Genomic DNA, 25,998 nt, shown 5'->3' with positions numbered 1-25,998 from the left:
TGACCGTCTCGGACCCACCGGCGGTCCGCTCCGATCCGGGGTCCGGAGCGGAGCGAGCGGGACGCCGGTCCCGCCGGGCTCCGTCCGGGCCGTCCGAGCTGCGTGAGCGGCCCCAACGGCCCGAACCGTCGTCACGAGCGGGCGGTGGTCAAGGGCGGTCGAGGACGCGCTCCAGCTGCTCGACCTCGGTGGACTGGTCCTCGACGACCGTGCCCGCCAGTTTCACGGCGCCGGCGTGCCTGCCGTTCCGCCGCTCCTCCCGGGCCATGGCGATCGCGCCGTTGTGGTGGTCGATCATCATCTCGGCGAACATCTGGTCGAACGCGGGGCCCTTCGCGTCCTTCAGGTGAGCCAGGTCGGCGTCGGACATCATGCCGTCGCCGCTGCCGTGGTGCATGCCGGGCATGGACTCCACGGCGTCCGGCGCGTGCCAGGACTCCAGCCACTTCCGCAGCGTCCTGATCTCCGGGTCCTGGGCCTTCTCGATCTTCGCTGCGATGCTCTTGATCTCCGTGCCGGCGGCACGGCCGTCGGCGAGGCGGGCCATCCGCAGGGCCTGCTCGTGGTGCGGAATCATCATCTGCGCGAAGCTGACGTCCGCGTCGTTGAAGGAGCCGGTTCCCCCGGTCGCCGGCGCGGAGCTCCCCTGGCCGTCGTGGCCCGGTTCGCTCCGGTCGTGGTCCGGGCCACCGCAGGCGGAGAGGAGCAGGACGGCGGCGGCGACGCCCGTGGCGGCGGCTCGGCGTGCGGGCGCGCGGCGCTGGGCGTGGGTGAAGGAGGTCATGGTGAATTCACCTCGTGTGCTGGGTTGTTCGAGCTGTTCGGGCGCAGGCGGTAGCGCGGGCCGCGCCCAGGGGCGCGCCCGCGGAGGTGCCCGGCCTACAGCCGCAGAACCGACAGACGGGTGAGATCGGGTGCGCGGTGCGCAGGGCCCGGCCGCAGCGAGGCGGCGAGCCGGGCGAGGAGACTCGCCCGCCACTCCCGGTCGTGGTCGAGGGCCGACCTCGGCAGCGAGCCGAGCACCCACGCGGCGAACACCACCGCCACGCAGAGCGACATCATGTCCATGGCCATGCCGGGTTCGTGCGAGGACGACGGGCGCGCCGGACGGGAGGCGTCGTCGCCCGCGGCACCGCCCCCGGAGGCGGAGGTCGCGTGGTGTCCGGAGGCGGAGGTCGTCCCGGGGCCGGAGGCGGACGTCATGTGGTGCCCGGGAGCGGCGGCGTCCATCGCGGCCGGCGGGGCCGCGGCGCTCGTGGCGGCGTGGCCGGACGGCTCGCCGGGATGCCCCAGACCGTGCATCAGGAAGACGCCCAGGGCGAGGACGACGACGAGCAGCAGGTGCCCGAGGGCGCCTCCTGTCCGCACGTACCGCCTGGTCTTCACGCTGACTCCGTCACTGGCCGGCCCGGATCCACCGGACCGACAGTACCCAAGGTGCATCCCCCACGCCGCCCGGCCCGCGTCGGGACGTCGGCTTCCCCGCACGCCTTGATGGCCCGCGCCGGCGTGGCCACACTGGCGGCATGGACGGCGAGCGCAGCAGGACCGCGGACCCGGGCCTCTTCACCCCCGCGTCGGTGACCTGGCAGATGCACGCGGACCCCATGATGTGGGTGGCCGGGATCCGCGCCCTGTACTTGCAGGCGCTCCATCCACGCGCCGTGCGCGGCGTGATGCAGAACTCCGACTTCCGGCGTGACGCCTGGGGCAGGCTGATGCGTACGGCGGACTTCGTCGGCACGACGACCTACGGCACCACGGACGCCGCCGAGCGCGCGGGCGCCCGGGTCCGGAAGATCCACTCCAAGCTCCGCGCGACCGACCCGGAGACCGGGGAGAGCTACGGCGTGGACGAGCCGGGACTGCTGCTGTGGGTCCACTGCGCCGAGATCGACTCGTATCTGCACGTCCTGCGCCGCTCGGGCTTCCGGCTCACGGACGAGCAGGCCGACCGTTACATCGGCGAACACCGCGCCGCCGCCCGCCTGGTGGGCCTCGACCCCGCCGCCGTGCCCGGCGACCGGGTTCGACTGGCCGCGTATTTCGAACAGGTGCGGCCCGAGCTGGCCGCGGGGACGGAGGCGCGCGAGGTGGACGACTTCCTGCTCCGCCCGCCCACGCATCCGTTGCTCGTCCCGGCGCGCGCACTGCTGTGGCGGCGTGTGGCGCGACTGGCGTACGCCTCGCTGCCGTCCTACGCCCACGCCCTGTACGGCAGACCGGCCCCGCCGCCCGCCGTGGTGACCCGGCGGCTGCGCGGGACGGGCACCCTGCTGCGCGCCGTTCCCGCGGGTCTGCGCTGGCAACTGCCGCCCGGACACATCCTCCGCGCCGTGGCGCGGCTCGGCCCCGACTCCCGCCCCGCGGCCCGCAAGGCGTCCCGCCGGCCCGCCCGGCCGGACGGGCCGGGGGAGGGGCGAGCGGCCGGGCGGTGACGCCCGGGCGCGAGCGTGGGGACCGGGCCGGTGACGGCTGTCCGCCGCCCGGCACCTCGGCAGCCGCGGGCCGGCCTCACCCGCACCGGCGCAGCCGTCCCCCTCCCGGTGCGGCGGGCCCGCCCCTGATCACGGCCCCGTACGGCGGCAGTCCGCCGTACGGCGGCTCGTCCGCACGCCTCTGGCCCGCCCCGATCATCGCGTGCTACCAAGAACCATGCCTGCACTCGAGGGATATGACGCCGTGATCGTCGGCGGCGGTCACAACGGTCTGGTCGCCGCCGCCTACCTGGCCCGCGCCGGACAGTCCGTGCTGGTCCTGGAGCGCCTGGGGAACACCGGCGGTGCCGCCGTGTCCACCCGGCCGTTCGACGGAGTCGACGCGCGGCTGTCCCGTTACTCGTACCTGGTCAGTCTGCTGCCCCGGAAGATCGTGCGGGACCTCGGCCTCGACTTCCGGGTCCGTGGGCGCACCGTCTCCTCGTACACCCCCGTGGAGCGGGACGGGCGGGCCACCGGGCTCCTCGTCGGCGGCGGTGAGCGCCGTACCCGCGAGGCCTTCGCCCGGCTGACCGGCACCGACCGCGAGTACGAGGCCTGGCAGCGCTTCTACGGCATGACGGGCCGCGTCGCCCAGCGGGTCTTCCCGACCCTCACCGAACCGCTGCCCACGCGCGAGGAACTGCGCCGCCGCGTCGACGACGAGGACGCCTGGCGGATGCTCTTCGAGGAACCCGTCGGCGTGGCCATCGAGGACTGCTTCGCCGACGACCTGGTGCGCGGTGTCGTCCTGACCGACGGCCTCATCGGCACCTTCGCGGACGCCCACGACCCCTCGCTGCGGCAGAACCGCTGCTTCCTCTACCACGTGATCGGCGGCGGCACCGGCGCCTGGGACGTCCCCGTCGGCGGCATGGGCGCGCTCACGGACGCGATCGCCGCCTCGGCGCGTGCCGCGGGGGCCGTCCTCGCCACCGGGCGTGAGGTGCTGCGGATCGAGACGGACGGACGGGCCGCCGAGGTCACGTACCGCAGGGCGGACGGCCGGGAAGGTACGGTCGCGGCCCGGCACGTCCTCGTCAACGCGTCGCCGCAGGAACTCGCCGCGCTGATCGGCGACGAACCGCCGGCCCCCGCCGAGGGCGCCCAGCTCAAGGTGAACATGCTGCTCAAGCGGCTGCCCCGGCTGCGCGACACGTCGGTGGACCCGCGCGAGGCGTTCGCCGGAACCTTCCACATCGCCGAGGGGTACGAGCAGTTGGCGACCGCGCACGCCCAGGCCGCGTCCGGCTCGCTGCCGGCGTCGCCGCCCTCCGAGATCTACTGCCACTCGCTGACCGACCCGACGATCCTCGGCCCCGAGCTGGCCGACGAGGGGTACCAGACGCTGACGCTGTTCGGCCTCCACACGCCCGCCCGTCTCTTCGCCCGGGACAACGACGGTGTCCGCGCCGAGCTGCTGAAGTCCACGCTCGCCGAGCTGGACGCGCACCTCGCCGAGCCGCTGGCGGAGTGCCTGGCGACCGACGCCCAGGGACGTCCGTGCATCGAGGCCAAGACGCCGCTCGACCTGGAGCGTGATCTGCGGCTGCCCGGCGGCAACATCTTCCACCGCGACCTCGCCTTCCCCCACACCCAGGAGGGCACCGGCCGCTGGGGCGTGGAGACCCGGCATGCCAATGTCCTGCTGTGCGGGGCCGGCGCGGTCCGCGGGGGAGGGGTGAGCGGCGTGCCCGGGCACAACGCGGCGATGGCCGTACTGGAGGCGGCGGCGACGGAACGGCCCACCGGCTGACGCCGATGCCCCACGCCACGGCGAGGCCACCGGGCCCCGGCCTACCGCCCGGACCGTTCACGGCGATTGGCCCCACCGCCCGGCTGTGCACGGCGACTGGCCCTACCGCGCGTCCGTGCACGGCGACTGGCCCCACCGCGCGTCCGTGCACGGCGGCCGGTGGGCGCCGGTCAGTCCGTGCAGGGCGGCCGCTGCGCGGCGGTCAGTCCGCGGACGGTGACCAGCCCTCCGCCGCGATCCGTGCGGCGTCCGAGGGGCGGGTCTCGTCGAAGACGATCCGGGCGCCGGTCTCGACCCGCAGCGCGTCGACGTACACGCCGCGGCCGACGTAGAGGCGGTCGGTGGCGTAGCGCCAGCGGAGGGTCAGCCGGCGGTCCGCGGGCAGGTCGGCGGCGACCCGGTGCCACACGCGGCCCGACCAGCCGGTGACCGAGCCGGCCGGGTGCTCCTCGGGGTCTCCGCCCCGTCGCACCGTCGTGAAGGGGACCGGCACCCAGGTCGTGCCGCCGTCCGAGGAGGCCTCCAGGAAGAGGGCGTCCGACCCGGGTTCGGTGTCCCACCACAGCGAGCAGCGCAGCCGCGGGCGCCGGGCCGTGGTGTCGAGCGGGGGCAGCGCCAGCGTCGCCGCCGTCGCGTTCGCCATGCCGGCGAACCAGGACGTGCGGCCACGCGCCGGACGGACCGGCACCGCGCGCGCCAGACGATCCGCCGCGGCCACCCGCGGAGCGGACCCGGAGCGCCAAGTGCGCACGGGGTGGACGGAGTTGCCGAGCAGGACGAGGAAGGAGTCGGTCGTCGGGTCGAGGACGAGCGAGGTGCCGGTGAAACCGGTGTGTCCCGCGGTACGCGGGGTGGCCATCGCGCCCATGTACCAGTGCTGGTGGAGCTCGAACCCGAGGCCGTGCTCGTCGCCGGGGAAAGCGGTGTTGAAGTCGGTGAACATCAGCTCCACCGTCTCCGGTCGCAGGATGCGGGCCGTGCCGTAGGAGCCGCCGTTGAGCAGGGTGCGTCCGAGTACCGCGAGGTCCCAGGCGCAGGAGAAGACCCCGGCGTGCCCGGCGACACCGCCGAGGGAGTACGCGTTCTCGTCGTGCACCTCGCCCCAGACCAGCCCGCGGTCGAGCCCCGACCAGGGCGGGCGGGCGTCCTCGGTGGCGGCGATGCGGGGTTTCCAGTCGGCGGGCGGGTTGTAACGGGTGCGGTGCATGCCGAGCGGAGCGGTGATCTCGTCGTGCAGCAGTGAGTCGAGCGGGCGGCCGGTGACCCTCTCCAGGACGAGCTGGAGCGAGATCAGGTTGAGGTCGGAGTACAGGTATGCGGTGCCCGGCGTGTTCAGGGGCGCCTCGTTCCAGATGAGCTGGAGCTTTCCCTCCCGGGTGGGCGCGTTGTAGAGAGGGAGCCAGGAGCGGAAGCCCGAGGTGTGGGTGAGCAGCTGGCGGATCGTGATGTCCTGCTTGCCCGCTCCGGCGAACTCCGGCAGGTAGGAGGCGACTTCCGCCTCCAGCTCCAGCGTGCCGCGTTCGATCTGCTGCACGGCGAGGATCGAGGTGAACAGCTTCGAGACCGAGGCGAGGTCGAAGACGGTGTCCTCGGCCATCGGGATCCGCTGGTCGGCGGGGAACTCGACTCCGGTGTCCGTCTTCTCGTCGTACGCGGAGTAGCGCACCGCATTGCCGATCGGCCGGTGCAGGGCCACGGTGCCGCCGCGACCGGCGAGGAGCACGGCGCCCGCGTACCAGGGATGCTTGGGAGACGGACCGAGGAACGCCTCGGCATCGGTCACGAGTCGGCGCAGATGCCCCGCCAGCAGGCCGGCCCGTTCGGCGCTGCCGTGGCGCAGGGTCGGGTGCCGTCCGCTCGCCCCGCCACCGGCCGCCGCCGGACCGGCGGGGAAGGGGGCGATGGCCAGCGCACCGCCCAGGGCAAGGGCCCGTCTGCCGAGTTGACGACGGGTCGGCCCGGCGGCCGCTCCGTCCGCTGCGTCTCCGGTCATCGAGGAGCCTCCTGCCGCGCCGCCTGAAAGTATCTTTCCGGTTTCGCCCTGCGCGGTGAAACTTTCCTGTCAGCGGTCGGGTGTGTCAACCCTGCCGAAGGGTGTCGCGGGCCTCCGCAGAAAACTGACGGAGCATCAGAAAAGGCCTTCCCTCGGTCACGCGACTGCGGCATCCTGCGCCCATGCAGACGGAGTTGAGCACCACACTGGGAGTCGAGCACGCCATCTTCGGCTTCACGCCGTTCCCCGCCGTCGCCGCCGCCATCAGCAGGGCGGGCGGACTCGGTGTGCTCGGCGCGGTCCGCTACACGGCCCCCGACGAACTCAAGCGCGACCTGGACTGGCTGGACGCCCACGTCGACGGGAAGCCCTACGGCCTGGACGTCGTCATGCCCGCGCGGAAGGTCGAGGGCGTCACCGAAGCCGATGTCGAGGCGATGATCCCGGAGGGCCACCGGCAGTACGTCAGGGACACCCTCGCCAAGTACGGCGTGCCGGAGCTCGCCGAGGGCGAGGCGTCCGGCTGGCGGATCACCGGATGGATGGAACAGGTGGCCCGCAACCAGCTCGACGTGGCCTTCGACTACCCGATCTCCCTCCTCGCCAACGCCCTCGGCTCACCGCCCGCCGATGTCGTCGGGCGGGCCCACGACCGAGGCGTGCCGGTGGCCGCGCTCGCCGGCAGCGCGCGGCACGCGCGCAAGCACGCCGAGGCCGGCATCGACATCGTCGTCGCGCAGGGGTACGAGGCGGGCGGCCATACCGGGGAGATCGCCTCGATGGTGCTCACCCCCGAAGTCGTCCAGGCCGTCGACCCGTTGCCCGTGCTCGCGGCGGGCGGTATCGGCAGCGGAGAGCAGGTCGCGGCGGCCCTCGCCCTCGGCGCCCAGGGCGTATGGCTCGGCTCCCTCTGGCTGACCACCACGGAGGCGGACATGCACTCCCGCGCGGTGACGGAGAAGCTGCTCGCCGCCGGTTCCGGTGACACCGTCCGCTCCCGTGCCCTGACCGGCAAGCCCGCCCGGCAGCTGCGCACCGAGTGGACCGACGCCTGGGACGACCCGGACGGGCCCGGCACGCTTCCGATGCCCCTGCAGGGACTGCTGGTCGCCGACGCCCTCTCCCGCATCCAGAAGTACGAGGTCGCGCCGCTCCTCGGCACTCCCGTCGGACAGATCGTCGGACGGATGAACAGCGAACGCGCCGTCCAGGCCGTCTTCGACGACCTCACCCGCGGCTTCGAGCGGGCCGTCGACCGCATCAACCGCATCGCAGGAAGGAGTGCCGAGTGAGTACGGCCGTGAATCCTCCCCCCAACGGCTTCTGGGCCCAGGCGGCCGCGGATCCCCAGCGCACGGTCCTCGTCGCCCCCGACGGTACGGAATGGACCGCCGGACGCCTGCACGCCTGCGCCAACCGGCTCGTCCACGGGCTGCGCGCCGCCGGACTGCGGCGGGGTGACGCCTTCGCCGTCGTCCTGCCCAACGGCGTCGAGTTCCTCACCGCCTATCTGGCCGCCTCCCAGGCGGGCTTCTACCTCGTCCCCGTCAACCACCACCTCGTGGGACCCGAGATCGCCTGGATCGTCTCCGACTCCGGCGCCAAGGTGCTCGTCGCCCACGAGCGCTTCGCCGACGCCGCGCGCCATGCCGCCGACGAGGCCGCACTGCCGGCCACCCACCGGTACGCCGTCGGTGACATCGGCGGCTTCCGGCCGTACGCCCAACTCCTCGACGGACAACCCGAATCGGCCCCCGAGGACCGCACCCTCGGCTGGGTCATGAACTACACCTCGGGCACCACCGGCCGGCCCCGCGGCATACGCCGCCCGCTGCCCGGAAAGCTGCCCGAGGAGACCTACCTCGGTGGCTTCCTCGGCATCTTCGGCATCAAGCCGTTCGACGGCAACGTGCACCTGGTCTGCTCGCCGCTCTACCACACGGCGGTGCTCCAGTTCGCGGGCGCCTCCCTGCACATCGGCCACCGTCTGGTGCTGATGGAGAAGTGGACCCCCGAGGAGATGCTGCGTCTGATCGACACCCACCGGTGCACGCACACCCACATGGTCCCGACCCAGTTCCACCGGCTGCTGGCGCTGCCCGACGACGTGCGGGCCCGCTACGACGTCTCCTCGATGCGGCACGCCATCCACGGTGCGGCCCCGTGCCCCGACCATGTGAAACGGGCCATGATCGAGTGGTGGGGCGACAGCGTCGAGGAGTACTACGCGGCGAGCGAGGGCGGCGGCGCCTTCGCCACCGCCGAGGACTGGCTGAAGAAGCCCGGCACCGTCGGCAAGGCCTGGCCCATCAGCGAACTGGCGGTCTTCGACGACGACGGCAACCGGCTGCCCCCCGGTGAACTCGGCACCGTCTACATGAAGATGAGCACCGGTGGGTTCGCCTACCACAAGGACGAGACGAAGACGCGGAAGAACCGCATCGGCGACTTCTTCACCGTCGGCGACCTGGGATGCCTCGACGAGGACGGCTACCTCTTCCTGCGGGACCGCAAGATCGACATGATCATCTCCGGCGGGGTCAACATCTATCCCGCCGAGATCGAGTCCGCGCTCCTCGCCCATCCCGCGGTCGCGGACGCCGCCGCCTTCGGGATCCCGCACGACGACTGGGGCGAGGAGGTCAAGGCGGTGGTCGAGCCCGCACCGGGGCACGAGCCGACCGAGGCCCTCGCCGCCGACATCCTCGGCCACTGCGCGCGGCAACTCGCCCGCTACAAGCGCCCGAAGAGCGTCGACTTCGTCGAGGCGCTGCCGCGCGACCCCAACGGGAAGCTGTACAAGCGGCGGCTGCGCGATCCCTACTGGGAGGGGCGCACCCGGGCGGTGTGACGGGCGCGCCCTCGGGACCCGCGTTCCCCGTCGCGGGGTCGCGGCCCACGATCCGGCCGCACGCGGCCCCGCCCCGACGGGCGGGGCCGCGCACGGCCTGCGAGGAGGTGTCGCCTAGCGGTGCTCGCCGACGCGGACCACCCGCAGGCCGGGCGAGGACAGGACGTCCTTCTCGCAGAAGCGGGACGTCACCCACCGGCCCGCCGAGAACAGCCGTGTCTGGTCGCTGTAGTGCGGCGAGGACGGGTTCGAGGACTGCGCGTACGTCAGCAGCGTGCGGGCGACGGGGCAGCGGCTGCCGTCCCAGCCCACCGCCTGGAGGTAGCTCGACCCCGTGCCGACCTCGGTGTAACCGCCGCCCGCCGGGTTCCACAGGCCCTCGACCTTGTTCCACACGCCGAGTGACTCCGTGCCGCCGGGCACCGGGATACGCAGACCGCGGCGGACGACGAACTGGTGGTCGCCGAGCCGGGAGTCCAGGGCGATGCCGGCCGCCCGCAGTTCCGCGACCGCGTCGGCCAGAGCGGTGGCGAAGCCGGGCGCCGTCGTGTCCAGCGAGCGCGGTGTGCCGACCGGGTCGGCCGCCGAGAACGGCACCTTCCACAGCTGCGCGCCCGGCACCGCGGCCGTCAACTTCCGCCAGAACCGGTCGAAGAGCAGCGCTCCCCGGCTTCCGGTCCGCAGCGAGTGGTCCCACGACTTCAGCACGCCGCAGGCCGCGCTCACGTCGACGGCCTTCCCGTCACTGCCCGTCGCCGTACCGCCCGGCAGGGCGGCACAGGCAGTGGCCGCATCGTCGGCCGCCAGGTCCCCTGCGGGCGCCCGGGAGGCGAACTGCTGCCGCTGGAGGTCCCGTACGGTCAGGCCGCCCCGCGCGGCCATGCCCGCCACGTCCGCGAGCGCTCCCCGGGTCCGCATCGACCGCTGGGTGCCGACCGTGCCGAACACCCGCTCGTACCCGGTCAGCGGCCGGTCCGCGTTGGCCAGCCAGGCGCTGTCGTTGGAGTTCTCCGCGTACGGCGCGTCCTTCAGGAGGGGCATCCGCGCAGGGCCGAAGATCCCGGGCTGCACCGCGTCGGGGTCGCTGCCGAGCGCGCAGTCGCCGCGCGAACCGTCGAGGACGGCCACCCCCGAGGACGGGTAGGTGACCTTCCCGAGCGCCGTCGTGCAGCGTTGCGCCAGCTCGTCGGTGATGCGCGGCAGCACCTGGGACTGGGTGAACAGCGAGTGTCCGCCCGAGTCCGCGGCGATCGTGTTCACCCACGGCAGCCCCTGGGTGCGCCGCACGGAGGCCAGGACGTCGGCGGTGCTGCGGGCCCTGCTGAAGCCCAGCGCGGTGTCGGAGGCGCGCAGGTTCCGCGCGTTCGGGTCGTTCAGCGCGTACGCCGTCGTCGTCGTCCACGGGAGCGGGAGCTGCGCGCCGAGCGAGGTCACCACCGGCCCGTACCGGGTCCACCACTGACTGCGCGTCACCGGGGCGCCGTCCTTCACCTCGACGGTGACGGTCCGCCGGGTCATCCGTTCGGCCCTGCCGTCCACCAGGTAGGCCGTCGGGTCCGCCGGATCCAGCGTCAGCTGGTGGAGGTTGAGCGTGACGCCCGTCGCGACGGTGTGGCTCCAGGCGACCCGGTCGTTGTGCCCGATGGAGATCGTCGCCGAGCCGAGCAGCGAACCGCCCGCCACGTTCAGCTCGCCGGGAATGGTCTGCTGCGACTGCCAGAACCGGCGGCCGCCCTGCCAGGGGTAGTGCGGATTGCCGAGCAGCAGCCCCCGGCCGTTCGCCGTCGTGTCACCGCGGAAGGCCACCGCGTTGGAACCCATGTCGGCGGTGTCGAACAGCTCACGGGCGGCCGCCGCCGTGCGCCCCGCGTCCGGAGCGGCGGCGGAGCCGGGACCCGCGGGCGGTCGTGCCGCCGCGATGCCCTCGACCCCGCGCCCCTGGCCGCCGAGTACCGCGAGGGCGAAGCCGTGGGCGGCGACGTCCAGCGTCGTCACGGGCCGCACCCAGTCGGCGCCCCGGCACGCCGGATCCGTGATCCGGTTCTGCCGCAGCCAGGCGTTGTAGCCGGCCGCCCAGCCGCGCATCAGGTCCTTGACCCGGCGGCCCGGTCCGGCCGGCGCCGGCTCGGCGAACAGCTGTTCCACCGTGCCCGCCTCCCGCACTCCGCGGAAGTACAGGTCGCTGGAGAGGTTCTTGGCGGCGGACGACAGGGAGCCGTCGGGTGCCGCGTCCGGCCCGAACCAGCGGGAGCGCTCGCCGCGGGTGGTGACGAAGCCGTCGGCGAGCGTGCACACCTGGTCGGCCGCCTGCGCCCAGCCCGTGCCGAAGCCGAGGTCCGCGTAGTCCTTCGCGACGATGTGCGGAATGCCGTACTCGGTGTAGCGGATGACGGCGGACAGGCCGCCCCGGGACGGACGGTCCTCGCGGTCCCGGCCGTCGGCGGCGGCCGCCGGAAGGACGGTCGTGGCGGTGAGCAGGGCGACGGCCGTGACGACGAACCGTCTGAGGCGGATGCGCATCATGCCTCCCAACGTCGTTGAGGGAAGGAGCGGTTGAGCGTAACAACCGTCACACCCGTGACGGCACGTGTCGGCCGGACCCGCCGTGCGGAACCCCGGCCCGCCGACCCCGCCGGATGCTTGACCCCGGTCGCGCGGCGCGGAGAGGATCGCGGCAGGGAACGGCGGACAAAGGAGCGGGTCATGACGGCGGGACGAAGCGTCACGGTCGACGGAGTGCTGCGACGCAGCGCCCGGCGGACCCCCGAGCGCGTCGCGGTCCACTACCGCGACCGGTCCTGGACCTACGCGGAACTCGACGCGGCGGTGTCCCGCGCCGCGAGCGTGCTGCTCGACACCGGTCTGCGGCCCGGCGACCGGGTCGGCGCCTACGGCCACAACTCCGACGCCTATCTGATCGGCTTTCTGGCCTGCGCGCGCTCCGGCCTCGTGCACGTGCCGGTCAACCAGAACCTGACGGGCGACGACCTCGCCTACATCGTCGGCCAGTCCGGCTGCGGGCTGGTGCTCGCCGACCGGGACCTGGCCGCGAACCTGCCCGGCGGCACGCGGACCCTGCCGCTGCGCGACACGGAGGACTCCCTGCTCGCCCGGCTCGCCGCGGCCACCCCCTACGACGGCCCCGAGCCGCGGGGCGAGGACCTGGCCCAGCTGCTGTACACCTCGGGCACCACCGCTCTGCCCAAGGGCGCGATGATGACCCACCGCGCCCTGGTGCACGAGTACCTCAGCGCGATCACCGCCCTGGACCTGCAGGCGGGGGACCGGCCCGTGCACTCGCTGCCGCTGTACCACTCGGCGCAGATGCACGTGTTCCTGCTGCCGTACCTCGCCATCGGCGCCGTGAACGTGATCCTCGACGGGGCCGACGCCGGGCAGATCCTGGATCTCGTCGAGGCGGGCCGCGCGGACAGTCTGTTCGCGCCGCCCACGGTGTGGATCGGCCTGTCGAACCGCCCCGACTTCGCCACCCGCGACCTCGGCGGACTGCGCAAGGCGTACTACGGGGCGTCGATCATGCCGGTGCCCGTGCTGGAGCGCCTGCGTGAACGGCTGCCGAAACTGGCCTTCTACAACTGCTTCGGGCAGAGCGAGATCGGGCCGCTCGCCATGGTCCTGGCGCCCGACGAGCACAAGGGACGGATGGACTCCTGCGGTCGGCCCGTGCTCTTCGTCGAGGCCCGGGTCGTCGACGAGACCGGCAAGGACACCCCCGACGGCGAACAGGGCGAAGTCGTCTACCGGTCCCCGCAGTTGTGCGAGGGCTACTGGGACAAGCCCGAGGAGACGGCGGACGCCTTCCGCGACGGCTGGTTCCACTCCGGGGACCTCGCCGTGCGGGACGCCGACGGGTACTTCACCGTCGTGGACCGGGTGAAGGACGTCATCAACTCCGGTGGAGTGCTGGTCGCCTCACGCCAGGTGGAGGACGCCCTCTACACCCATGAGGGTGTCGCGGAGGTGGCGGTGATCGGCCTGCCGGACGATCACTGGATCGAGGCCGTCACCGCGGTCGTCGTCCCGCGCGGAACGGTCGGCGAGGGCGAACTCCTCGCCCACGCACGGGAGAAGCTGGCCCATTTCAAGGCGCCGAAGCGGATCCTGTTCGTGGACGAGCTGCCGCGCAACGCCAGCGGCAAGATCCTCAAGCGGGAACTGCGCGACCGTTTCACCGACGCCTGAGTCTCAACTGCCCGCGTGCGAGGGTGTTTTCCGCTCGACAGGGGTCACCGGACGGCCGGTGAAGGCGTCCAGCAGGATCCGCCGGCCCAGGGGGCGGTCGAGGCGCACCGTCATCTCCTCGACGCGCAGATCGGAGGTGCAGGGCCCGTCCTTCGTCCCCACGACGTACGCGGACAGCACCACGGTGCCCTTCGTCTCCAGGATGTCGACGGCGGGCCCGTCGTCGCAGGATCCGTGCGTGGCGGCCACGGTGACCGACCGCCCGTCCCCGGCCGTCTCGACCAGCCCTTCGAGGGGCGTCAGATCATCGGTGGGCACGTCTCCGGCCGGGCGGACCGGGGGCTCGGGCACCTTCGACGAACCGAGGGCCACCCGCCGGAGCGGGGTGTCGTAACCCCTCACCGTGAACAGCCAGGCCGGGACGGTGGCCCGGCCGCGGCTGGTGGCCAGCCTCATCTCGCCCAGCTCCGCCCCGGTCACGGTCAGATGCGGTCCGTCGTTCCGTCCGCGGGCCAGCTCCTCGTACGCCTTCCGCGCGCCCAGCAGCGGCAGCGTGAGGTCCTCCCCGCTCTCCCAGCGCACCCGCCCGTCCCCCTGACCGGAGGCGGGCAGTTTCCCCGTCAGGACGAAGTTCCGCGCGGTGTACGCCCGCTTGTCGGCGTCGCTGCGGAAGGCGCCGTCCGGCAGCTGGACGAGGTCTCCGACCGGGTGGTAGCCGGTGTTCCACACCCGCGCCGCCTCCGAACCGTCCCAGGCCTCGGCCACCTTCCGGGCGCGGTCCCGTACCGCCTTCGTCCGTCCGGCGTCCCCCGCCCGATCGTTGCCGCAGCCCGTGACGGCGCCGGCCGTGCCGGTGCACAGGGCGAGCACGACGAGCAGGTCGACGATGCGCCGGGCGCTGTACCGCATGATTCCCCCAGAGGGCGACGTGGCGAACGGAGGCCGTCGGGTCCCGGTCGCGGCCGGGACCCGGCACTGTGACGCACCGGGCCCGGACAACGTTCGGATGCCGGGTCCGCGGAGGGTGTTCGTCGCCCCTTCGCGACCGGCTCAGCGGGGACGCAGGTCGACGATCCGCTTGATCTTCCCCACCGACCGCTCCAGCGACTCGGGTTCGACGATCTCGACGGCCACCGACACGCCGATGCCGTCCTTCACGGCCGCCGTGATCGCCCGTGCCGCCGCCTCGCGGGCCTCGGGGGAGGCGCCGGACCGGGCCTCGGCCCGCACCGTGAGCGCGTCGAGGCGCCCCTCGCGGGTCAGGCGCAGCTGGAAGTGCGGTGCGACGCCCGGCGTACGCAGGACGATCTCCTCGATCTGGGTGGGGAAGAGGTTGACGCCTCGCAGGATCACCATGTCGTCGCTGCGGCCGGTGATCTTCTCCATGCGGCGGAACACCCGGGCCGTGCCGGGCAGCAGGCGGGTGAGGTCCCGCGTCCGGTAACGGATCACCGGCATGGCCTCCTTGGTGAGCGAGGTGAACACCAGCTCGCCCTCGGCGCCGTCCGGCAGCACCTCGCCCGTGACCGGATCGACGACCTCGGGATAGAAGTGGTCCTCCCAGATGTGCAGACCGTCCTTGGTCTCCACGCACTCCTGGGCGACCCCCGGGCCGATCACCTCCGACAGGCCGTATATGTCGACCGCGTCGATGGCGAACCGCTCCTCGATCTCGCGCCGCATCTCCTCGGTCCACGGCTCGGCGCCGAAGACGCCCACCCGGAGCGAGGTGCCGCGCGGGTCCACGCCCTGCCGCTCGAACTCGTCCAGGAGCGTGAGCATGTACGAGGGGGTGACCATGATGATCCGCGGCTTCAGGTCCTGGATCAGCTGGACCTGACGTGCCGTCATGCCGCCGGACGCGGGGATCACCGTGCAGCCGAGGCGCTCGGCCCCGTAGTGGGCGCCGAGCCCGCCGGTGAACAGCCCGTAGCCGTACGCCACATGCACGATGTCGCCCGGGCGGGCGCCCGCGGCCCGCAGGGAACGCGCCACCGTGTCGGCCCACATGGACAGGTCGTTCTCCGTGTAGCCGACGACCGTGGGGCGTCCGGTGGTGCCGCTCGACGCGTGGATGCGCCGGATGCGGTCCTGCGGCACGGCGAACATGCCGTACGGGTAGTTCTCGCGCAGGTCCGCCTTCGTGGTGAAGGGGAAGCGGGCCAGGTCGGCGAGCGAGCGGAGGTCGTCGGGACGCAGGCCGGCCTTGTCGAAGGACTCCCGGTAGAAGGGGACGTTCTCGTACGCGTGCCGCAGAGTGGCCCGCAGCCGCTCCGTCTGCAGGGTGCGCAGCGCTTCCGCGCCGAGGCGCTCACCCGCGTCCAGCAGGTCCGCCGGGTCCGTGGGGACCCTGGGGTCCGTGGAATCCGTCATGGGGACTTCTCCCTCGACAACCGCATCATTCCGGGCGACCGATCATTCGGTCGTGCTGTCCGGGATCAGTAATTCAGGGGCCCGGCCGGATCGTCAAGGTGTCTGCGGAGCCTGTCGGGACAGGCGGACGCGGGTGAGCGGCCGGGTCAGGGCGCCGAGGACGGGGCGACGGCGTCGGGATGCGGGCCGTACGCCGTCATGAACCGGTCCCGGAACTTGTCCATGCCCCACCGCGGCGCGTCCTTCGCGGGCTTCAGCCCCTCCGTCCAGTTCCAGCCCGAGATCCGCTCCATCACCTTGGGATCGTGGGCGACCACCGTGACCGGCACGTCCTTGCCCGCGTTGCTGCCGGTGACCGTCGGGTTGGGCTGGTGGTCACCGAGGAAGACGAGCACGGTGTCCTTGTCCCCGTAGCGCTCGACGTACTCGATGAGGCTGTGCAGCGAGTACTCGATCGCCCGGCGGTACTCGGTGCGCACGTCGTCCGGGTTCTTCCAGACCTGCTTGGGGTCCTTGCCCTCCTTCTTGATCTGCTCGAAGAGCGAACCGTCGCCGAGGTCGTCCCAGTCGACCATGCGGGCGATGGGCGCCCACGGGTTGTGGCTGGAGGCCAGGATGATCTCCGCCATCATCGGCTTGCGGTCCTTCTTGCCGTGCTCCAGACGCTCGAAGGCCTCCAGGCTGAACTGGTCCGGCACGGGCGTCCAGCTGAAGTACGGGCCCTTGTAGCCGAGGTGCTCCGAGTCGTAGATGTGGTCGAGGCCGAAGAACTTGCCCTCAGGCCAGGCCCGGCGGACCCCCGGCACGATGCCGACCGTGCGCCAGGCACCGGTCTTCCCGAAGTAGCTGGTCAGGGTCGCGCGGTCGCTGGAGGTGAGATTGCGGTAGCGCTGCTGGTTCTTGATCCACAGGCCGGACAGGAAGGTCGAGTGGGCCAGCCAGCTGCCCGCGCCGGCGATGGGCGACTTCAGCCAGCCGCTGCGCGAGGAGAACCCCGCCGCCTTCAGCGAGGCGGTTCCGTCGTCCAGTACGGCGTCGACCTGCTCGGCCATCGCCGGGTCCTCGATCGCCGAGCGGCCGTAGCTCTCGATGAACGTGAACAGGACGTCCTTGCCGCGCAGCCCGGTCAGCAACTGGTCGGGCGGGGTGTCGGCGAAGGCGTCGACACGGGCCTGCTCGGCGAACACCCGCCCGTCCCTGAGGCCGGCCCGTACCTGGTGCGCCCGGTTCTCCAGCAGGTTGGCGTTGAGCTTGGCGGCCACCGGCACGTCGGTGAACTGCACGCCGAGCGTCACGCAGGTGATCCAGGCGGTGCCGAGGACCAGGGTGGTCCGGGCGGCGACGGTCCGGTGCCTGACCATGAGATTGCTCAGCCGGACGACCGCGAGGGTCACCAGGACGAGCAGGGCCGCGACCAGTACGAGGACCGCGATGACGGCGAGCGTGGTGCCGGTCGGCCCGACCGACTCCTTGAGGAAATCGGTGGCGTCGTCGAACAGGATCCAGTCGAGGATCAGGTCGAAGGGCCGGTCCAGCACCGAGTAGAAGCCCATGTCGATGAACTTCAGAATCGTCAGCAGGCCGAGGCCCGCACCCGCGCAGACCGCGACGATCCGCCGCGCGCGCGGCGGGAGTACGAGCAGCAGCCCGGCGAGGAGGACCCCCTCGGCCGGAATGCGGAGGAAGGCGCCGAACGTGAGGCGGTCGAGATGGTTCGGCACGAGGAGGGCGAAGAGCACGAGGGCGGCGGCCAGGACCGTGGTGGCCACCGTCACGGCGCGGGCCGCCCGCGGGTACGTGAGGCGCCAGCCCCGCAGGCCGGGACGGGTTCCCGGGGCGGGCGGTTCGGGGCCGTCGCCGTCGCCGTCCTCGGCCGATGCCTCGTCCGCGGGGGATTTCACGGCGGCGGCGCCGGCTTCGCCCGCGTCCGGAGTTCCGGTGCGGACCTTCTCGTCGTCGGAAGCCGACGTGTCCGTGCCGTCCGCGTCGCCGTCGGCGGCGTTCTCCCGCCGTGCGGTTCCGTCGCCCGGGGCGGAGGGTGTGGGACCGGCCGCGGGCGCGGTGTCGTCGCGACGCGCAGCGCTGCGGTCCTCGGTGCCCGTGGCACCGGCATCCGCGGATGCGTGCGCACGGTCCTCCGGGTCCGGGCCGGTGTCCGTGCGGCCGGCGGCGGGCGCCGCCGACTTCCCACCCGGCGCCGCGCCCGCGGGATCCGCCGTGGCCGGGGCGGCGGCGGGCCCGTCGGCCGTTTTCCCGGTGAACGCGTCCGGCTCCGCGGCCGGTTCCCCCTCCCCGGGGGTCTCGGCGGTGCCGGCGGGCCCTGCCGTGCCCAGCGTGTCGTCACCCGCAGCCCCCTGCTGGGGGACCGGCGTGCCGGCGGCCTCCGGAGCATCCGCCCCGGCGGTGCCGGCCGCCGCTTCCGTGCCGGTGGCGGTGGCATCCGTCTCGCTGTCCGGCTGTCGCGGCGAGCGCGTGATGTGCGACACGCGAAGGTCCTTCCGTACGAAGTGCGTGATGACGCGGCGGTACCGCCCCTGAGGCGGAGCCGCCACCATCCGTACGGTCGTCCTTCATCCGCAGTTCAATGCGCACGGTCAACCGCGCGCAAAGACTACGCAGGCTCCTGCCGTCACGCGCAGGCACGGTCCGCTCAGATGTCCGCGCGCACCGCGACACCCCGCGCCCAGCGGTAGTCGGCCTTCCCGCTCGGGGACCGCTGGATGGTCTCCGTGATGACCAGCTGCCGGGGCACCTTGTACCCCGCGAGCCGGGACCGGCAGTGGGTCTGGATGTCCTCCAGGGAGGGCTCGCGCGCGCCCCGGCGCACCTGGACCACGGCCGCCACGTGGTTTCCCCACGTGGCGTCGGGCACGCCGGCGACCAACGCGTCGTAGACGTCGGGGTGGGCCTTGAGGGCCTGCTCGACCTCCTCCGGATAGACCTTCTCGCCGCCGGTGTTGATGCACTGGGAGCCGCGGCCGAGGACGGTGACGACGCCCTCCTCGTCGACGGTGGCCATGTCGCCGAGGAGCACCCACCGTTCGCCGTCCCTCCGGAAGAAGGTCTCGGCGGTCTTCTTCGCGTCGTTGTAGTAGCCGAGCGGCACGTGGCCGCGCTGCGCGAGGCGTCCGGGCTCGCCGACGGCGACCGGTTCGTGCGTGGCCGGATCCACCACCTGCGTACGGGAGTTGACGCGCACCCGGAAGCCCCGCTCCGGACCCGAGTCGGGTGTCGCCGTGCCGTTGAACCCGGACTCCGACGAACCGAAGTTGTTCAGCAGCATCACGTTCGGGACGAGAGCCTGGAACTGTTCCCGGACCGTCTCCGACATGATCGCCCCGGACGAGGACACGCTGAACAGGGAGGAGCAGTCGATCCCCTTCAGGGGTCCGCCGAGCGCGTCGATCAGCGGGCGCAGCATCGCGTCGCCGACCAGGGAGACGCTGGTGACCCGCTCCTTCTCGATGGTGCGCAGCACCTCTTCGGGCACGAACTTGCGGTGGATCACGATGCGTTGGCCGAAGTTGAAGGCGATGAACGCGGTGAGCGTGGAGGTGCCGTGCATCAGCGGGGGAGTGGGGAAGAAGGTGATGCCCTCGCCGCCGGCCGCGACGCGCTCGGCGAGTTCCTCCGGTGCCTTGACGGGCTCCCCGGTCGGGGCGCCCCCGCCGAGGCCGGAGAAGAACAGGTCCTCCTGACGCCACATCACGCCCTTGGGCATGCCGGTCGTGCCGCCGGTGTAGATGATGAACTGGTCGTCCGCCGACCGTGGCGGGAACCCCCGCTCGGGGGAACCGGCGGCCTCCGCGTCCGTGAAGGCGATGCCCGGCGCCGCGGCGTCACCCGGCACCGGGCCGCCGACCCGCAGCAGATGCCGCAGGGCGGGGACGCGGGGCAGTGCGGCCGCGACCAGGTCGGTGAACTCCGCGTCGTGGACCAGTGCGACCAGGTCCGCGTCCCGGTAGAGATAGACCAGCTCCTCCTCCACATAGCGGTAGTTGACGTTGACCGGCACGATCCGCGCCTTCAGGCAGGCGAGCACGGTCTGCAGGTACTCGACCCCGTTGTAGAGGTGGAGTCCGAGGTGCTCGCCGGGGCGGACGCCGCTGTCGATCAGGTGGTGGGCGATGCGGTTCGCGGCGGCGTCCAGCTCGGCGTAGGTGAGGCGGCGCTCCGCGCCCGTGCCGGGGTGGTCGATGTACACGAGCGCCTCGCGGTCGGGGACCACGTCGACCACCGACTCGAACAGGTCGGCAAGGTTGTACTCCACCGCTCCTCCTGACCCCGGACGCGCCCGGTATCCCTCGGCTCGACGGTCATCAGAGCAAAGCGCGACCCAACTGGGAAGGGCCCGGGCGGAAGTAATCTGACTGTCTGTCAGAAAACCCTTGTACTGGCCCGCCGCCTCCTGCAACCTGTTCTCGTTCCTGAGACGGGAGGACGGCAATGGGTGGGACGGAACACCTCACCGTGCAGCGCGAAGGCGCCACACTGGTGCTCACGCTCAACAGGCCCGAGGCCAAGAACGCGCTCTCGCTGCCGATGCTGGTCGGCCTGTACGACGGCTGGCTGGAGGCCGACGCGGACGACGCGGTCCGCTCGATCGTCCTCACCGGGGCGGGCGGTGCGTTCTGCGCCGGAATGGACCTCAAGGCGCTGGCGGGCAAGGGGATGGAAGGCCCCCAGTACCGGGACCGGCTCAAGGAGGACCCCGACCTGCACTGGAAGGCGATGCTGCGCCACCACCGCCCCCGCAAGCCGGTCATCGCCGCCGTCGAGGGCCACTGCGTCGCGGGCGGCACCGAGATCCTCCAGGGCACCGACATCCGCGTGGCCGGGGAATCGGCGACGTTCGGACTCTTCGAGGTCCGGCGCGGCCTCTTCCCGATCGGCGGCTCCACCGTCCGGCTGCCGCGACAGATCCCGCGCACCCACGCCCTGGAGATGCTGCTCACCGGACGCCCGTACACCGCCCGGGAGGCCGCGGCCATCGGCCTGATCGGGCACGTCGTCCCCGACGGGACCGCCCTCGCCGGAGCCCTGGAGATCGCCGAGCGGATCAACGCCTGCGGCCCGCTGGCCGTCGAGGCGGTGAAGGCGTCCGTGTACGAGGCCGCCGACCTGAGCGAGACGGACGGCCTCGCTGCCGAACTCCGGCGCGGCTGGCCGGTCTTCGACACCGCCGACGCCAAGGAGGGCTCCCGCGCCTTCGCCGAGAAGCGCCCACCCGTCTACCGGCGCGCCTGACCTCCCGCGGGAGGCACGGCACGCTCGACACTCCGAAGGAGCCACCGGGATGCCCGAAGTCCTCAAAGCCCCCCTGGTCGTCGAATTCCCCTTCACCCGCTCGCTGGGTCCCGTCCAGAGCGCCTTCCTCACCGGGCTGCGCGAGCGCGTCGTCCTCGGTGTGCGGACCGTGGACGGCAGAACCCTCGTCCCGCCCGTCGAGTACGACCCCGTGACGGCCGAGGAGATACGCGACCTGGTGGAGGTCGCCCCCACCGGAACCGTCACCACCTGGGCCTGGAACCACGCGCCCCGCCGCGGCCAGCCCCTCGGCACCCCCTTCGCCTGGGTGCTGGTCCGGCTCGACGGCGCCGACACCTCCCTGCTGCACGCGCTCGACGCTCCCGGCCCCGACGCCGTGCACACCGGCATGCGCGTCCGTGTGCGCTGGGCCGAGGAACGCACCGGCGCCATCACGGACATCGCCTGCTTCGAACCCTGCGACGGGCCGGAGACCGCCGAGGGCACGGCCGGACCCGGCGCCCACGACGGGCGGTTCGAGGACATGGTGACGGGCATCGTCGCCCACGCCCGGCTGGACTACGTGTACTCGCCGGGCCGCGCCCAGTCCGCCTACATCCACGCCCTCTCCGGGCAGCGGACCGTGGGCGAGCGGTGCCCGTCCTGCCGGAAGGTCTACGTCCCGCCCCGGGGGGCCTGCCCCACCTGCGGGGTCGCGACGTCGGAGCAGGTCGAGGTGGGCCCCCGCGGCACGCTCACCACGTACTGCATCGTCAACATCAAGGCGAAGAACCTCGACATCGAAGTCCCCTACGTCTACGGGCACATCGCGCTCGACGGCGCCGACCTCGCCCTGCACGGACGGATCGGAGGCATCCCCTACGACCAGGTCCGCATGGGGCTGCGGGTCGAACCGGTGTGGACGGAGGGCGGCCGCTACCCCGACCACTACCGGCCCACCGGAGAACCCGACGCGGACTACGAGGCGTACAAGGAGCTGCTGTGATGCGTGAGATCGCCGTGGTCGCCTTCGGGCAGACCGGCCACCGGCGCACCACCGACGAGCTCTCCGAGGTGGAGATGCTCATCCCGGTCCTGCACGAGGTCCTCGACCGGACCGGCCTGCGGACCAGCGACATCGACTTCACCTGCTCCGGTTCCTCCGACTACCTGGCGGGCCGCGCCTTCTCCTTCACCATGGCGCTGGACGGGGTCGGCGCCTGGCCGCCGATCTCCGAGTCCCACGTGGAGATGGACGGGGCGTGGGCGCTGTACGAGGCGTGGACGAAGCTGCTCACCGGGGACGCCGACACCGCGCTGGTGTACGGGTACGGGAAGTCGTCCCCCGGCTCCGTACGGGACGTGCTGACCCGGCAGTTGGACCCCTACTACGTGGCGCCGCTGTGGCCGGACGCGGTCGCCCTCGCCGCGCTGCAGGCGCAGGCGCTCATCGACGCCGGTGAGACCGACGAGCCCGCGCTCGCCGGTGTGGCGGCCCGCAGCCGGGTGTCCGCGGCCGGCAACCCCCATGCGCAGCTGAAGGGTGCGGTGCCCCAGGGCCACTACCTCGTGCGCCCGCTGCGGACCGGCGACTGCCCACCCGTCGGCGACGGGGCCGCGGCCGTGATCCTCGCCGCCGGAGAGCGGGCCCGCGAGCTGTGCGAGCGCCCCGCCTGGATCCGCGGCATCGACCACCGCATCGAGGCGCACGGCCTCGGGGTGCGCGACCTGACCGACTCGCCGTCGACGCGGCTCGCCGCCGAACGAGCCGGCGCTTTCGAACGCCCCGTCGACACGGCGGAGTTGCACGCGCCGTTCACCTCCCAGGAAGTGGTTCTGCGCAAGGCACTGCGACTCGACGACAGCGTCCGGGTGAACCCCTCCGGGGGTGCGCTCGCCGCCCATCCGGTCATGGCCGCCGGACTCGTCCGCATCGGCGAGGCCGCCGCACGCATCCACCGCGGGGAGTCCGACCGGGCGCTGGCCCACGCCACGTCCGGGCCGTGCCTCCAGCAGAACCTGGTCGCCGTACTCGAGGGGGAGGCGCGATGAGCAAGGAGCCCGTGGCCGTCGTGGGCATCGGTCAGACCAAGCACGTGGCCGCCCGGCGGGACGTGTCCATGGCCGGTCTGGTCCGCGAGGCCGCCCGACGTGCGCTCGACGACGCCGGGCTGAGCTGGGCCGACGTCGACGCCGTCGTCATCGGCAAGGCGCCCGACTTCTTCGAGGGCGTCATGATGCCCGAGCTGTACCTCGCCGACGCGCTGGGTGCCGTCGGCAAGCCGATGCTCCGGGTGCACACGGCCGGCTCGGTGGGCGGATCGACGGCACTCGTCGCCGCCAACCTCGTCGCCGCCCGCGTCCACGGCACCGTCCTGACCCTGGCCTACGAGAAGCAGTCCGAGTCGAACGCGATGTGGGGCCTGTCCCTGCCGGTCCCCTTCCAGCAGCCTCTCCTGGCCGGGGCGGGCGGCTTCTTCGCTCCGCACATACGTGCGTACATGCGGCGGACGGGTGCGCCCGACACCGTCGGCTCGCTGGTCGCGTACAAGGACCGCCGCAACGCGCTGAAGAACCCGTACGCGCACCTCCACGAGCACGACATCACCCTGGAGAAGGTCCAGGCCTCGCCGATGCTGTGGGATCCGGTCCGCTACTCCGAGACCTGCCCCTCCTCCGACGGGGCGTGCGCGATGGTCCTCACCGACCGCGCGGGCGCCGCCCGTTCGCCCCGGCCGCCCGCCTGGGTGCACGGCGGCGCGATGCGCAGCGAACCGACCCTGTTCGCCGGAAAGGACTTCGTGTCGCCGCAGGCGGGCAAGGACTGCGCCGCCGACGTCTACCGCCAGGCCGGGATCGCGGACCCGCGCCGGGAGATCGACGCCGTCGAGATGTACGTGCCGTTCTCCTGGTACGAACCGATGTGGCTGGAGAACCTGGGCTTCGCCGCCGAGGGGGAGGGCTGGAAGCTCACCGAGTCGGGGGTGACGGAACTGGACGGCGACCTGCCCGTCAACATGTCGGGCGGCGTGCTCTCCACCAATCCGATCGGCGCGTCGGGCATGATCCGCTTCGCGGAAGCGGCACTTCAGGTGCGCGGGCAGGCCGGAGAGCACCAGGTGGACGGGGCCCGCCGGGTGCTGGGACACGCCTACGGAGGCGGATCCCAGTTCTTCTCGATGTGGCTCGTCGGCGCGGCGCCGCCCCCCTCCTGAAGCCGTCCCCCTCACGTGGCCTGTCCGCCGCCGGTACCGGTCGCTAGGCTGGCGGCGGACGACGAACCGGGAGGAGCACGGACGTGGCCGAAAGCACCATCGAGCAGCACCCGCTCGCGGGCTGGGACAAGCCGGAGCTGGATCTCAGCAAGGCCGAGTGGCAGTCCAGCAGCCGAGGACGGGGAGACGTCCAGATCGCCTTTGTCGAGGGCTTCATCGCGATGCGCAACAGCGGTCGCCCGCAGAGCCCTTCACTGATCTTCACGCCCGCGGAGTGGGGCGCCTTCGTCTCGGGAGCCCGCGAAGGGGAGTTCGACCTCACCTGACGCCCGGCGTCCGCGCCGCCGACGAGCGGCCCCCGCCCGCGGCCGGGCGGGGGCTCGCGCGCCGCCCCCGCCGGACGCATCGGGAGGGGCCCGAGCCGCCCGGCCTCCGCCGCCGGGTTAACGGTTTCGGCCGGGCCTATCATTAGCGTCATGGTGGACCGGAGCAGCACCCCCGTGTCCGGCGGGGACGCCGGCCTCGCCCTCGACCTCGCCCTGACCGTCCGGCACGACGGCAACGGCGGGGTCGCCGACGACCTCGCCGAGCCCGCGGGACTCACGGCCTGGGTGCGCGCCCGCTCCGGGATGCTTCCGGTGCCCGACGCCTTCAGCGCCGACGACGCGGCACTCGCCGACGTCCGCGAACTGCGTGCCGCCGTGCGCGCCCTGTTCGCCCACGCCGTACGGCCCGGCGCTCCGAGTCCCGCCGACGCCGCCCGGCTGCTGCCCCTGCCGAAGGCCCTGGCCCGCCTCAACGCCGCGGCCGCCCGTACCCCGACCGTGCCCGTGCTCCACTGGGAGGAGGGCCGTGACCCCGTGGTGCTCCGGGAACCGGCGTGCGGAGCGGACGACCTCACGGCCGCCCTCGCCCGCGCCGCCGTCGCCTTCCTCGCCGGCCCCGACCGGCAGCGGCTGCGCGCCTGCCACGCACCGCGCTGCGTCCGCTACTTCCTGAAGGAGCACCCGCGGCAGGAGTGGTGCAAGCCCTCCTGCGGGAACCGGGCCCGCGTCGCCCGCCACCACGAGCGCCACCGGCAGCCCGGCTCCCCGGAGTGATCCGACGCGTACACTCGGGCGCCCGTGGCGCTCGGCCCCCCGGCCGGGGCCGGGGACGCACTCCGGTCCGGACCGGGCGGGGAGGCCGCGTCGACGGCCGACCGGTACCGGCGCCCGCCCGTGCACGTACCATTGCGGCATGTCCTTCCTCCGCCGCCGCAGCGCCACACCCGCCGGGCCCGACTTCGATGTTCTGGCCATGGACCCGGGCGACTGGCCGGGCAATCTCGGCGCGGGCCTGCTTCCCGCCCCCGACGGCAGCTGCCAGGGCGTCTTCCTGCGCTACGACCTGTTCGGCGGCCGCGGCCCCGCGATGATCATCGGCAATCTGCCGGAGGGCTCCCCGGCCCGCGACATCGGCGAGGACGAGGTCCCGTTCGAGGTCGGCCAGCTGCTTCTGGCGCTGGAGAACGAGGAGGAGGTCACGGTCGTCGGGACCGAGGACATGCCGGTGATGCAGGGGGACAACCTGCTGATCGTGCGCCGCCTCAAGCTCTCCGAGAGCCGCATCTCGTGCGTCCAGTTCGACCGCAGCGACCATGTCCTGGTGACCATCGCCGCCTGGGACCGGCCCATCACCGACGACCTCTACGCGTTGTTGAAGCCGCTGCCCGCGGAGCTCTTCCAGCAGGGCTGAGCCCCGCGCGGGCCTGCCCCGCCGCAGCGCCGGCGGCGTGCACGTCGGGGGGGGGGGGGGGGGGGGGGGGGGGGGGGGGGGGGGGGTGGGGGGGGGGAGGGGAGGGGGGGGGGGGGGGAGGGTGGGGGGGGGGGAGGGGGGGGGAG

The 25,998-nt window shown here is 73.0% G+C and carries 20 protein-coding genes; 12 read left to right on the top strand and 8 right to left on the bottom strand.

Annotation, left to right across the window (positions count from 1 at the left end):
- Window positions 1-148 precede the first annotated feature (148 nt).
- Together ACZ4NT_RS32940 and ACZ4NT_RS32935 are read right to left on the bottom strand one after the other, a co-directional pair.
- Window positions 149-784: a DUF305 domain-containing protein gene (locus ACZ4NT_RS32940; protein ID WP_467728708.1), complete on the bottom strand. Its 636-nt coding sequence runs from the start codon at window positions 782-784 to the stop codon at window positions 149-151.
- 95 nt (window positions 785-879) lie between these two features.
- Entirely contained in the window at window positions 880-1,386 is a 507-nt protein-coding gene (locus ACZ4NT_RS32935; RefSeq protein ID WP_467728706.1) for a DUF6153 family protein, read from the bottom strand.
- Between the two features lie 140 nt (window positions 1,387-1,526).
- On the opposite strand from ACZ4NT_RS32935, the gene ACZ4NT_RS32930 reads away from it, so the two are divergent.
- The gene (locus ACZ4NT_RS32930; RefSeq protein ID WP_467728704.1) at window positions 1,527-2,438 is read left to right on the top strand and encodes an oxygenase MpaB family protein; all 912 of its coding nucleotides are present in this window, start codon (window positions 1,527-1,529) and stop codon (window positions 2,436-2,438) included.
- 217 nt (window positions 2,439-2,655) lie between these two features.
- Entirely contained in the window at window positions 2,656-4,233 is a 1,578-nt protein-coding gene (locus ACZ4NT_RS32925; protein WP_467728702.1) for a phytoene desaturase family protein, read from the top strand.
- A gap of 202 nt (window positions 4,234-4,435) precedes the next feature.
- Here the strand turns inward: ACZ4NT_RS32925 and ACZ4NT_RS32920 are convergent, their stop codons facing one another.
- Window positions 4,436-6,226, bottom strand: coding sequence for a serine hydrolase domain-containing protein (locus ACZ4NT_RS32920; protein WP_467728700.1), 1,791 nt, complete (start codon window positions 6,224-6,226; stop codon window positions 4,436-4,438).
- Window positions 6,227-6,408: 182 nt separating this feature from the next.
- On the opposite strand from ACZ4NT_RS32920, the gene ACZ4NT_RS32915 reads away from it, so the two are divergent.
- Together ACZ4NT_RS32915 and ACZ4NT_RS32910 are read left to right on the top strand one after the other, a co-directional pair.
- Window positions 6,409-7,518 (top strand): nitronate monooxygenase, encoded by a 1,110-nt coding sequence (locus tag ACZ4NT_RS32915; RefSeq protein WP_467728698.1) that lies wholly within the window; start codon window positions 6,409-6,411, stop codon window positions 7,516-7,518.
- 8 nt (window positions 7,519-7,526) lie between these two features.
- Window positions 7,527-9,077: an acyl-CoA synthetase gene (locus tag ACZ4NT_RS32910; RefSeq protein WP_467728782.1), complete on the top strand. Its 1,551-nt coding sequence runs from the start codon at window positions 7,527-7,529 to the stop codon at window positions 9,075-9,077.
- Between the two features lie 114 nt (window positions 9,078-9,191).
- Here the strand turns inward: ACZ4NT_RS32910 and ACZ4NT_RS32905 are convergent, their stop codons facing one another.
- Window positions 9,192-11,597, bottom strand: a complete 2,406-nt coding sequence (locus ACZ4NT_RS32905) for a penicillin acylase family protein (RefSeq protein WP_467728780.1) — start codon at window positions 11,595-11,597, stop codon at window positions 9,192-9,194.
- Between the two features lie 183 nt (window positions 11,598-11,780).
- Here ACZ4NT_RS32905 and ACZ4NT_RS32900 point away from each other — a divergent pair, with 183 nt between their 5' ends.
- Window positions 11,781-13,280 carry an acyl-CoA synthetase gene (locus ACZ4NT_RS32900; RefSeq protein ID WP_467728696.1) on the top strand — a complete coding sequence of 500 codons (1,500 nt, stop codon included), beginning with the start codon at window positions 11,781-11,783 and terminating at the stop codon, window positions 13,278-13,280.
- Window positions 13,281-13,283: 3 nt separating this feature from the next.
- On the opposite strand, the gene ACZ4NT_RS32895 is transcribed toward ACZ4NT_RS32900, so the two are convergent.
- From ACZ4NT_RS32895 to ACZ4NT_RS32880, 4 genes are all read right to left on the bottom strand, one after another.
- Window positions 13,284-14,189 (bottom strand): hypothetical protein, encoded by a 906-nt coding sequence (locus tag ACZ4NT_RS32895; protein ID WP_467728694.1) that lies wholly within the window; start codon window positions 14,187-14,189, stop codon window positions 13,284-13,286.
- A 141-nt stretch (window positions 14,190-14,330) separates the two neighbouring features.
- On the bottom strand, window positions 14,331-15,653 hold the full coding sequence (gene paaK / locus ACZ4NT_RS32890) for a phenylacetate--CoA ligase PaaK (protein ID WP_467728692.1): 1,323 nt from the start codon (window positions 15,651-15,653) through the stop codon (window positions 14,331-14,333).
- Between the two features lie 146 nt (window positions 15,654-15,799).
- Window positions 15,800-17,554 carry an alkaline phosphatase family protein gene (locus tag ACZ4NT_RS32885; RefSeq protein WP_467728778.1) on the bottom strand — a complete coding sequence of 585 codons (1,755 nt, stop codon included), beginning with the start codon at window positions 17,552-17,554 and terminating at the stop codon, window positions 15,800-15,802.
- 749 nt (window positions 17,555-18,303) lie between these two features.
- Window positions 18,304-19,923, bottom strand: coding sequence for an acyl-CoA synthetase (locus ACZ4NT_RS32880; protein ID WP_121408246.1), 1,620 nt, complete (start codon window positions 19,921-19,923; stop codon window positions 18,304-18,306).
- Window positions 19,924-20,099: 176 nt separating this feature from the next.
- Here ACZ4NT_RS32880 and ACZ4NT_RS32875 point away from each other — a divergent pair, with 176 nt between their 5' ends.
- From ACZ4NT_RS32875 to ACZ4NT_RS32845, 7 genes are all read left to right on the top strand, one after another.
- A complete protein-coding gene (locus tag ACZ4NT_RS32875) occupies window positions 20,100-20,900 on the top strand; it encodes a crotonase/enoyl-CoA hydratase family protein (RefSeq protein ID WP_121408245.1) in 801 nt (266 codons plus the stop codon).
- A 49-nt stretch (window positions 20,901-20,949) separates the two neighbouring features.
- Entirely contained in the window at window positions 20,950-21,906 is a 957-nt protein-coding gene (locus ACZ4NT_RS32870) for a Zn-ribbon domain-containing OB-fold protein (protein ID WP_467728689.1), read from the top strand.
- Window positions 21,906-22,952, top strand: coding sequence for a thiolase domain-containing protein (locus ACZ4NT_RS32865; protein WP_467728687.1), 1,047 nt, complete (start codon window positions 21,906-21,908; stop codon window positions 22,950-22,952). The genes ACZ4NT_RS32870 and ACZ4NT_RS32865 overlap by 1 nt, the downstream gene beginning before the upstream one ends.
- Window positions 22,949-24,115, top strand: a complete 1,167-nt coding sequence (locus ACZ4NT_RS32860; protein WP_467728685.1) for a thiolase domain-containing protein — start codon at window positions 22,949-22,951, stop codon at window positions 24,113-24,115. The genes ACZ4NT_RS32865 and ACZ4NT_RS32860 overlap by 4 nt, the downstream gene beginning before the upstream one ends.
- A gap of 83 nt (window positions 24,116-24,198) precedes the next feature.
- Window positions 24,199-24,441, top strand: a complete 243-nt coding sequence (locus tag ACZ4NT_RS32855; RefSeq protein WP_081222806.1) for a DUF397 domain-containing protein — start codon at window positions 24,199-24,201, stop codon at window positions 24,439-24,441.
- Between the two features lie 150 nt (window positions 24,442-24,591).
- Window positions 24,592-25,215, top strand: coding sequence for a CGNR zinc finger domain-containing protein (locus ACZ4NT_RS32850; RefSeq protein WP_467728683.1), 624 nt, complete (start codon window positions 24,592-24,594; stop codon window positions 25,213-25,215).
- A gap of 139 nt (window positions 25,216-25,354) precedes the next feature.
- Entirely contained in the window at window positions 25,355-25,852 is a 498-nt protein-coding gene (locus tag ACZ4NT_RS32845) for a hypothetical protein (RefSeq protein WP_121408240.1), read from the top strand.
- Window positions 25,853-25,998: the final 146 nt, after the last annotated feature.

It is taken from the genome of Streptomyces sp. NPDC026417, assembly GCF_055567695.1.
The sequence above is the reverse complement of the archived record's forward strand: the minus strand, read 5'-3'. Positions and strand labels throughout refer to the sequence as shown.

What these genes read in the sequence shown, in the direction of transcription:
- ACZ4NT_RS32940 (WP_467728708.1), bottom strand. Translation starts at nt 784, where the DNA reads ATGACCTCCTTCACCCACGCCCAGCGCCGCGCGCCCGCACGCCGAGCC.
- ACZ4NT_RS32930 (WP_467728704.1), top strand. Translation starts at nt 1,527, where the DNA reads ATGGACGGCGAGCGCAGCAGGACCGCGGACCCGGGCCTCTTCACCCCC.
- ACZ4NT_RS32925 (WP_467728702.1), top strand. Translation starts at nt 2,656, where the DNA reads ATGCCTGCACTCGAGGGATATGACGCCGTGATCGTCGGCGGCGGTCAC.
- ACZ4NT_RS32920 (WP_467728700.1), bottom strand. Translation starts at nt 6,226, where the DNA reads ATGACCGGAGACGCAGCGGACGGAGCGGCCGCCGGGCCGACCCGTCGT.
- ACZ4NT_RS32915 (WP_467728698.1), top strand. Translation starts at nt 6,409, where the DNA reads ATGCAGACGGAGTTGAGCACCACACTGGGAGTCGAGCACGCCATCTTC.
- ACZ4NT_RS32905 (WP_467728780.1), bottom strand. Translation starts at nt 11,597, where the DNA reads ATGCGCATCCGCCTCAGACGGTTCGTCGTCACGGCCGTCGCCCTGCTC.
- ACZ4NT_RS32900 (WP_467728696.1), top strand. Translation starts at nt 11,781, where the DNA reads ATGACGGCGGGACGAAGCGTCACGGTCGACGGAGTGCTGCGACGCAGC.
- ACZ4NT_RS32895 (WP_467728694.1), bottom strand. Translation starts at nt 14,189, where the DNA reads ATGCGGTACAGCGCCCGGCGCATCGTCGACCTGCTCGTCGTGCTCGCC.
- paaK (WP_467728692.1), bottom strand. Translation starts at nt 15,653, where the DNA reads ATGACGGATTCCACGGACCCCAGGGTCCCCACGGACCCGGCGGACCTG.
- ACZ4NT_RS32875 (WP_121408245.1), top strand. Translation starts at nt 20,100, where the DNA reads ATGGGTGGGACGGAACACCTCACCGTGCAGCGCGAAGGCGCCACACTG.
- ACZ4NT_RS32870 (WP_467728689.1), top strand. Translation starts at nt 20,950, where the DNA reads ATGCCCGAAGTCCTCAAAGCCCCCCTGGTCGTCGAATTCCCCTTCACC.
- ACZ4NT_RS32865 (WP_467728687.1), top strand. Translation starts at nt 21,906, where the DNA reads ATGCGTGAGATCGCCGTGGTCGCCTTCGGGCAGACCGGCCACCGGCGC.
- ACZ4NT_RS32860 (WP_467728685.1), top strand. Translation starts at nt 22,949, where the DNA reads ATGAGCAAGGAGCCCGTGGCCGTCGTGGGCATCGGTCAGACCAAGCAC.
- ACZ4NT_RS32850 (WP_467728683.1), top strand. Translation starts at nt 24,592, where the DNA reads ATGGTGGACCGGAGCAGCACCCCCGTGTCCGGCGGGGACGCCGGCCTC.
- ACZ4NT_RS32845 (WP_121408240.1), top strand. Translation starts at nt 25,355, where the DNA reads ATGTCCTTCCTCCGCCGCCGCAGCGCCACACCCGCCGGGCCCGACTTC.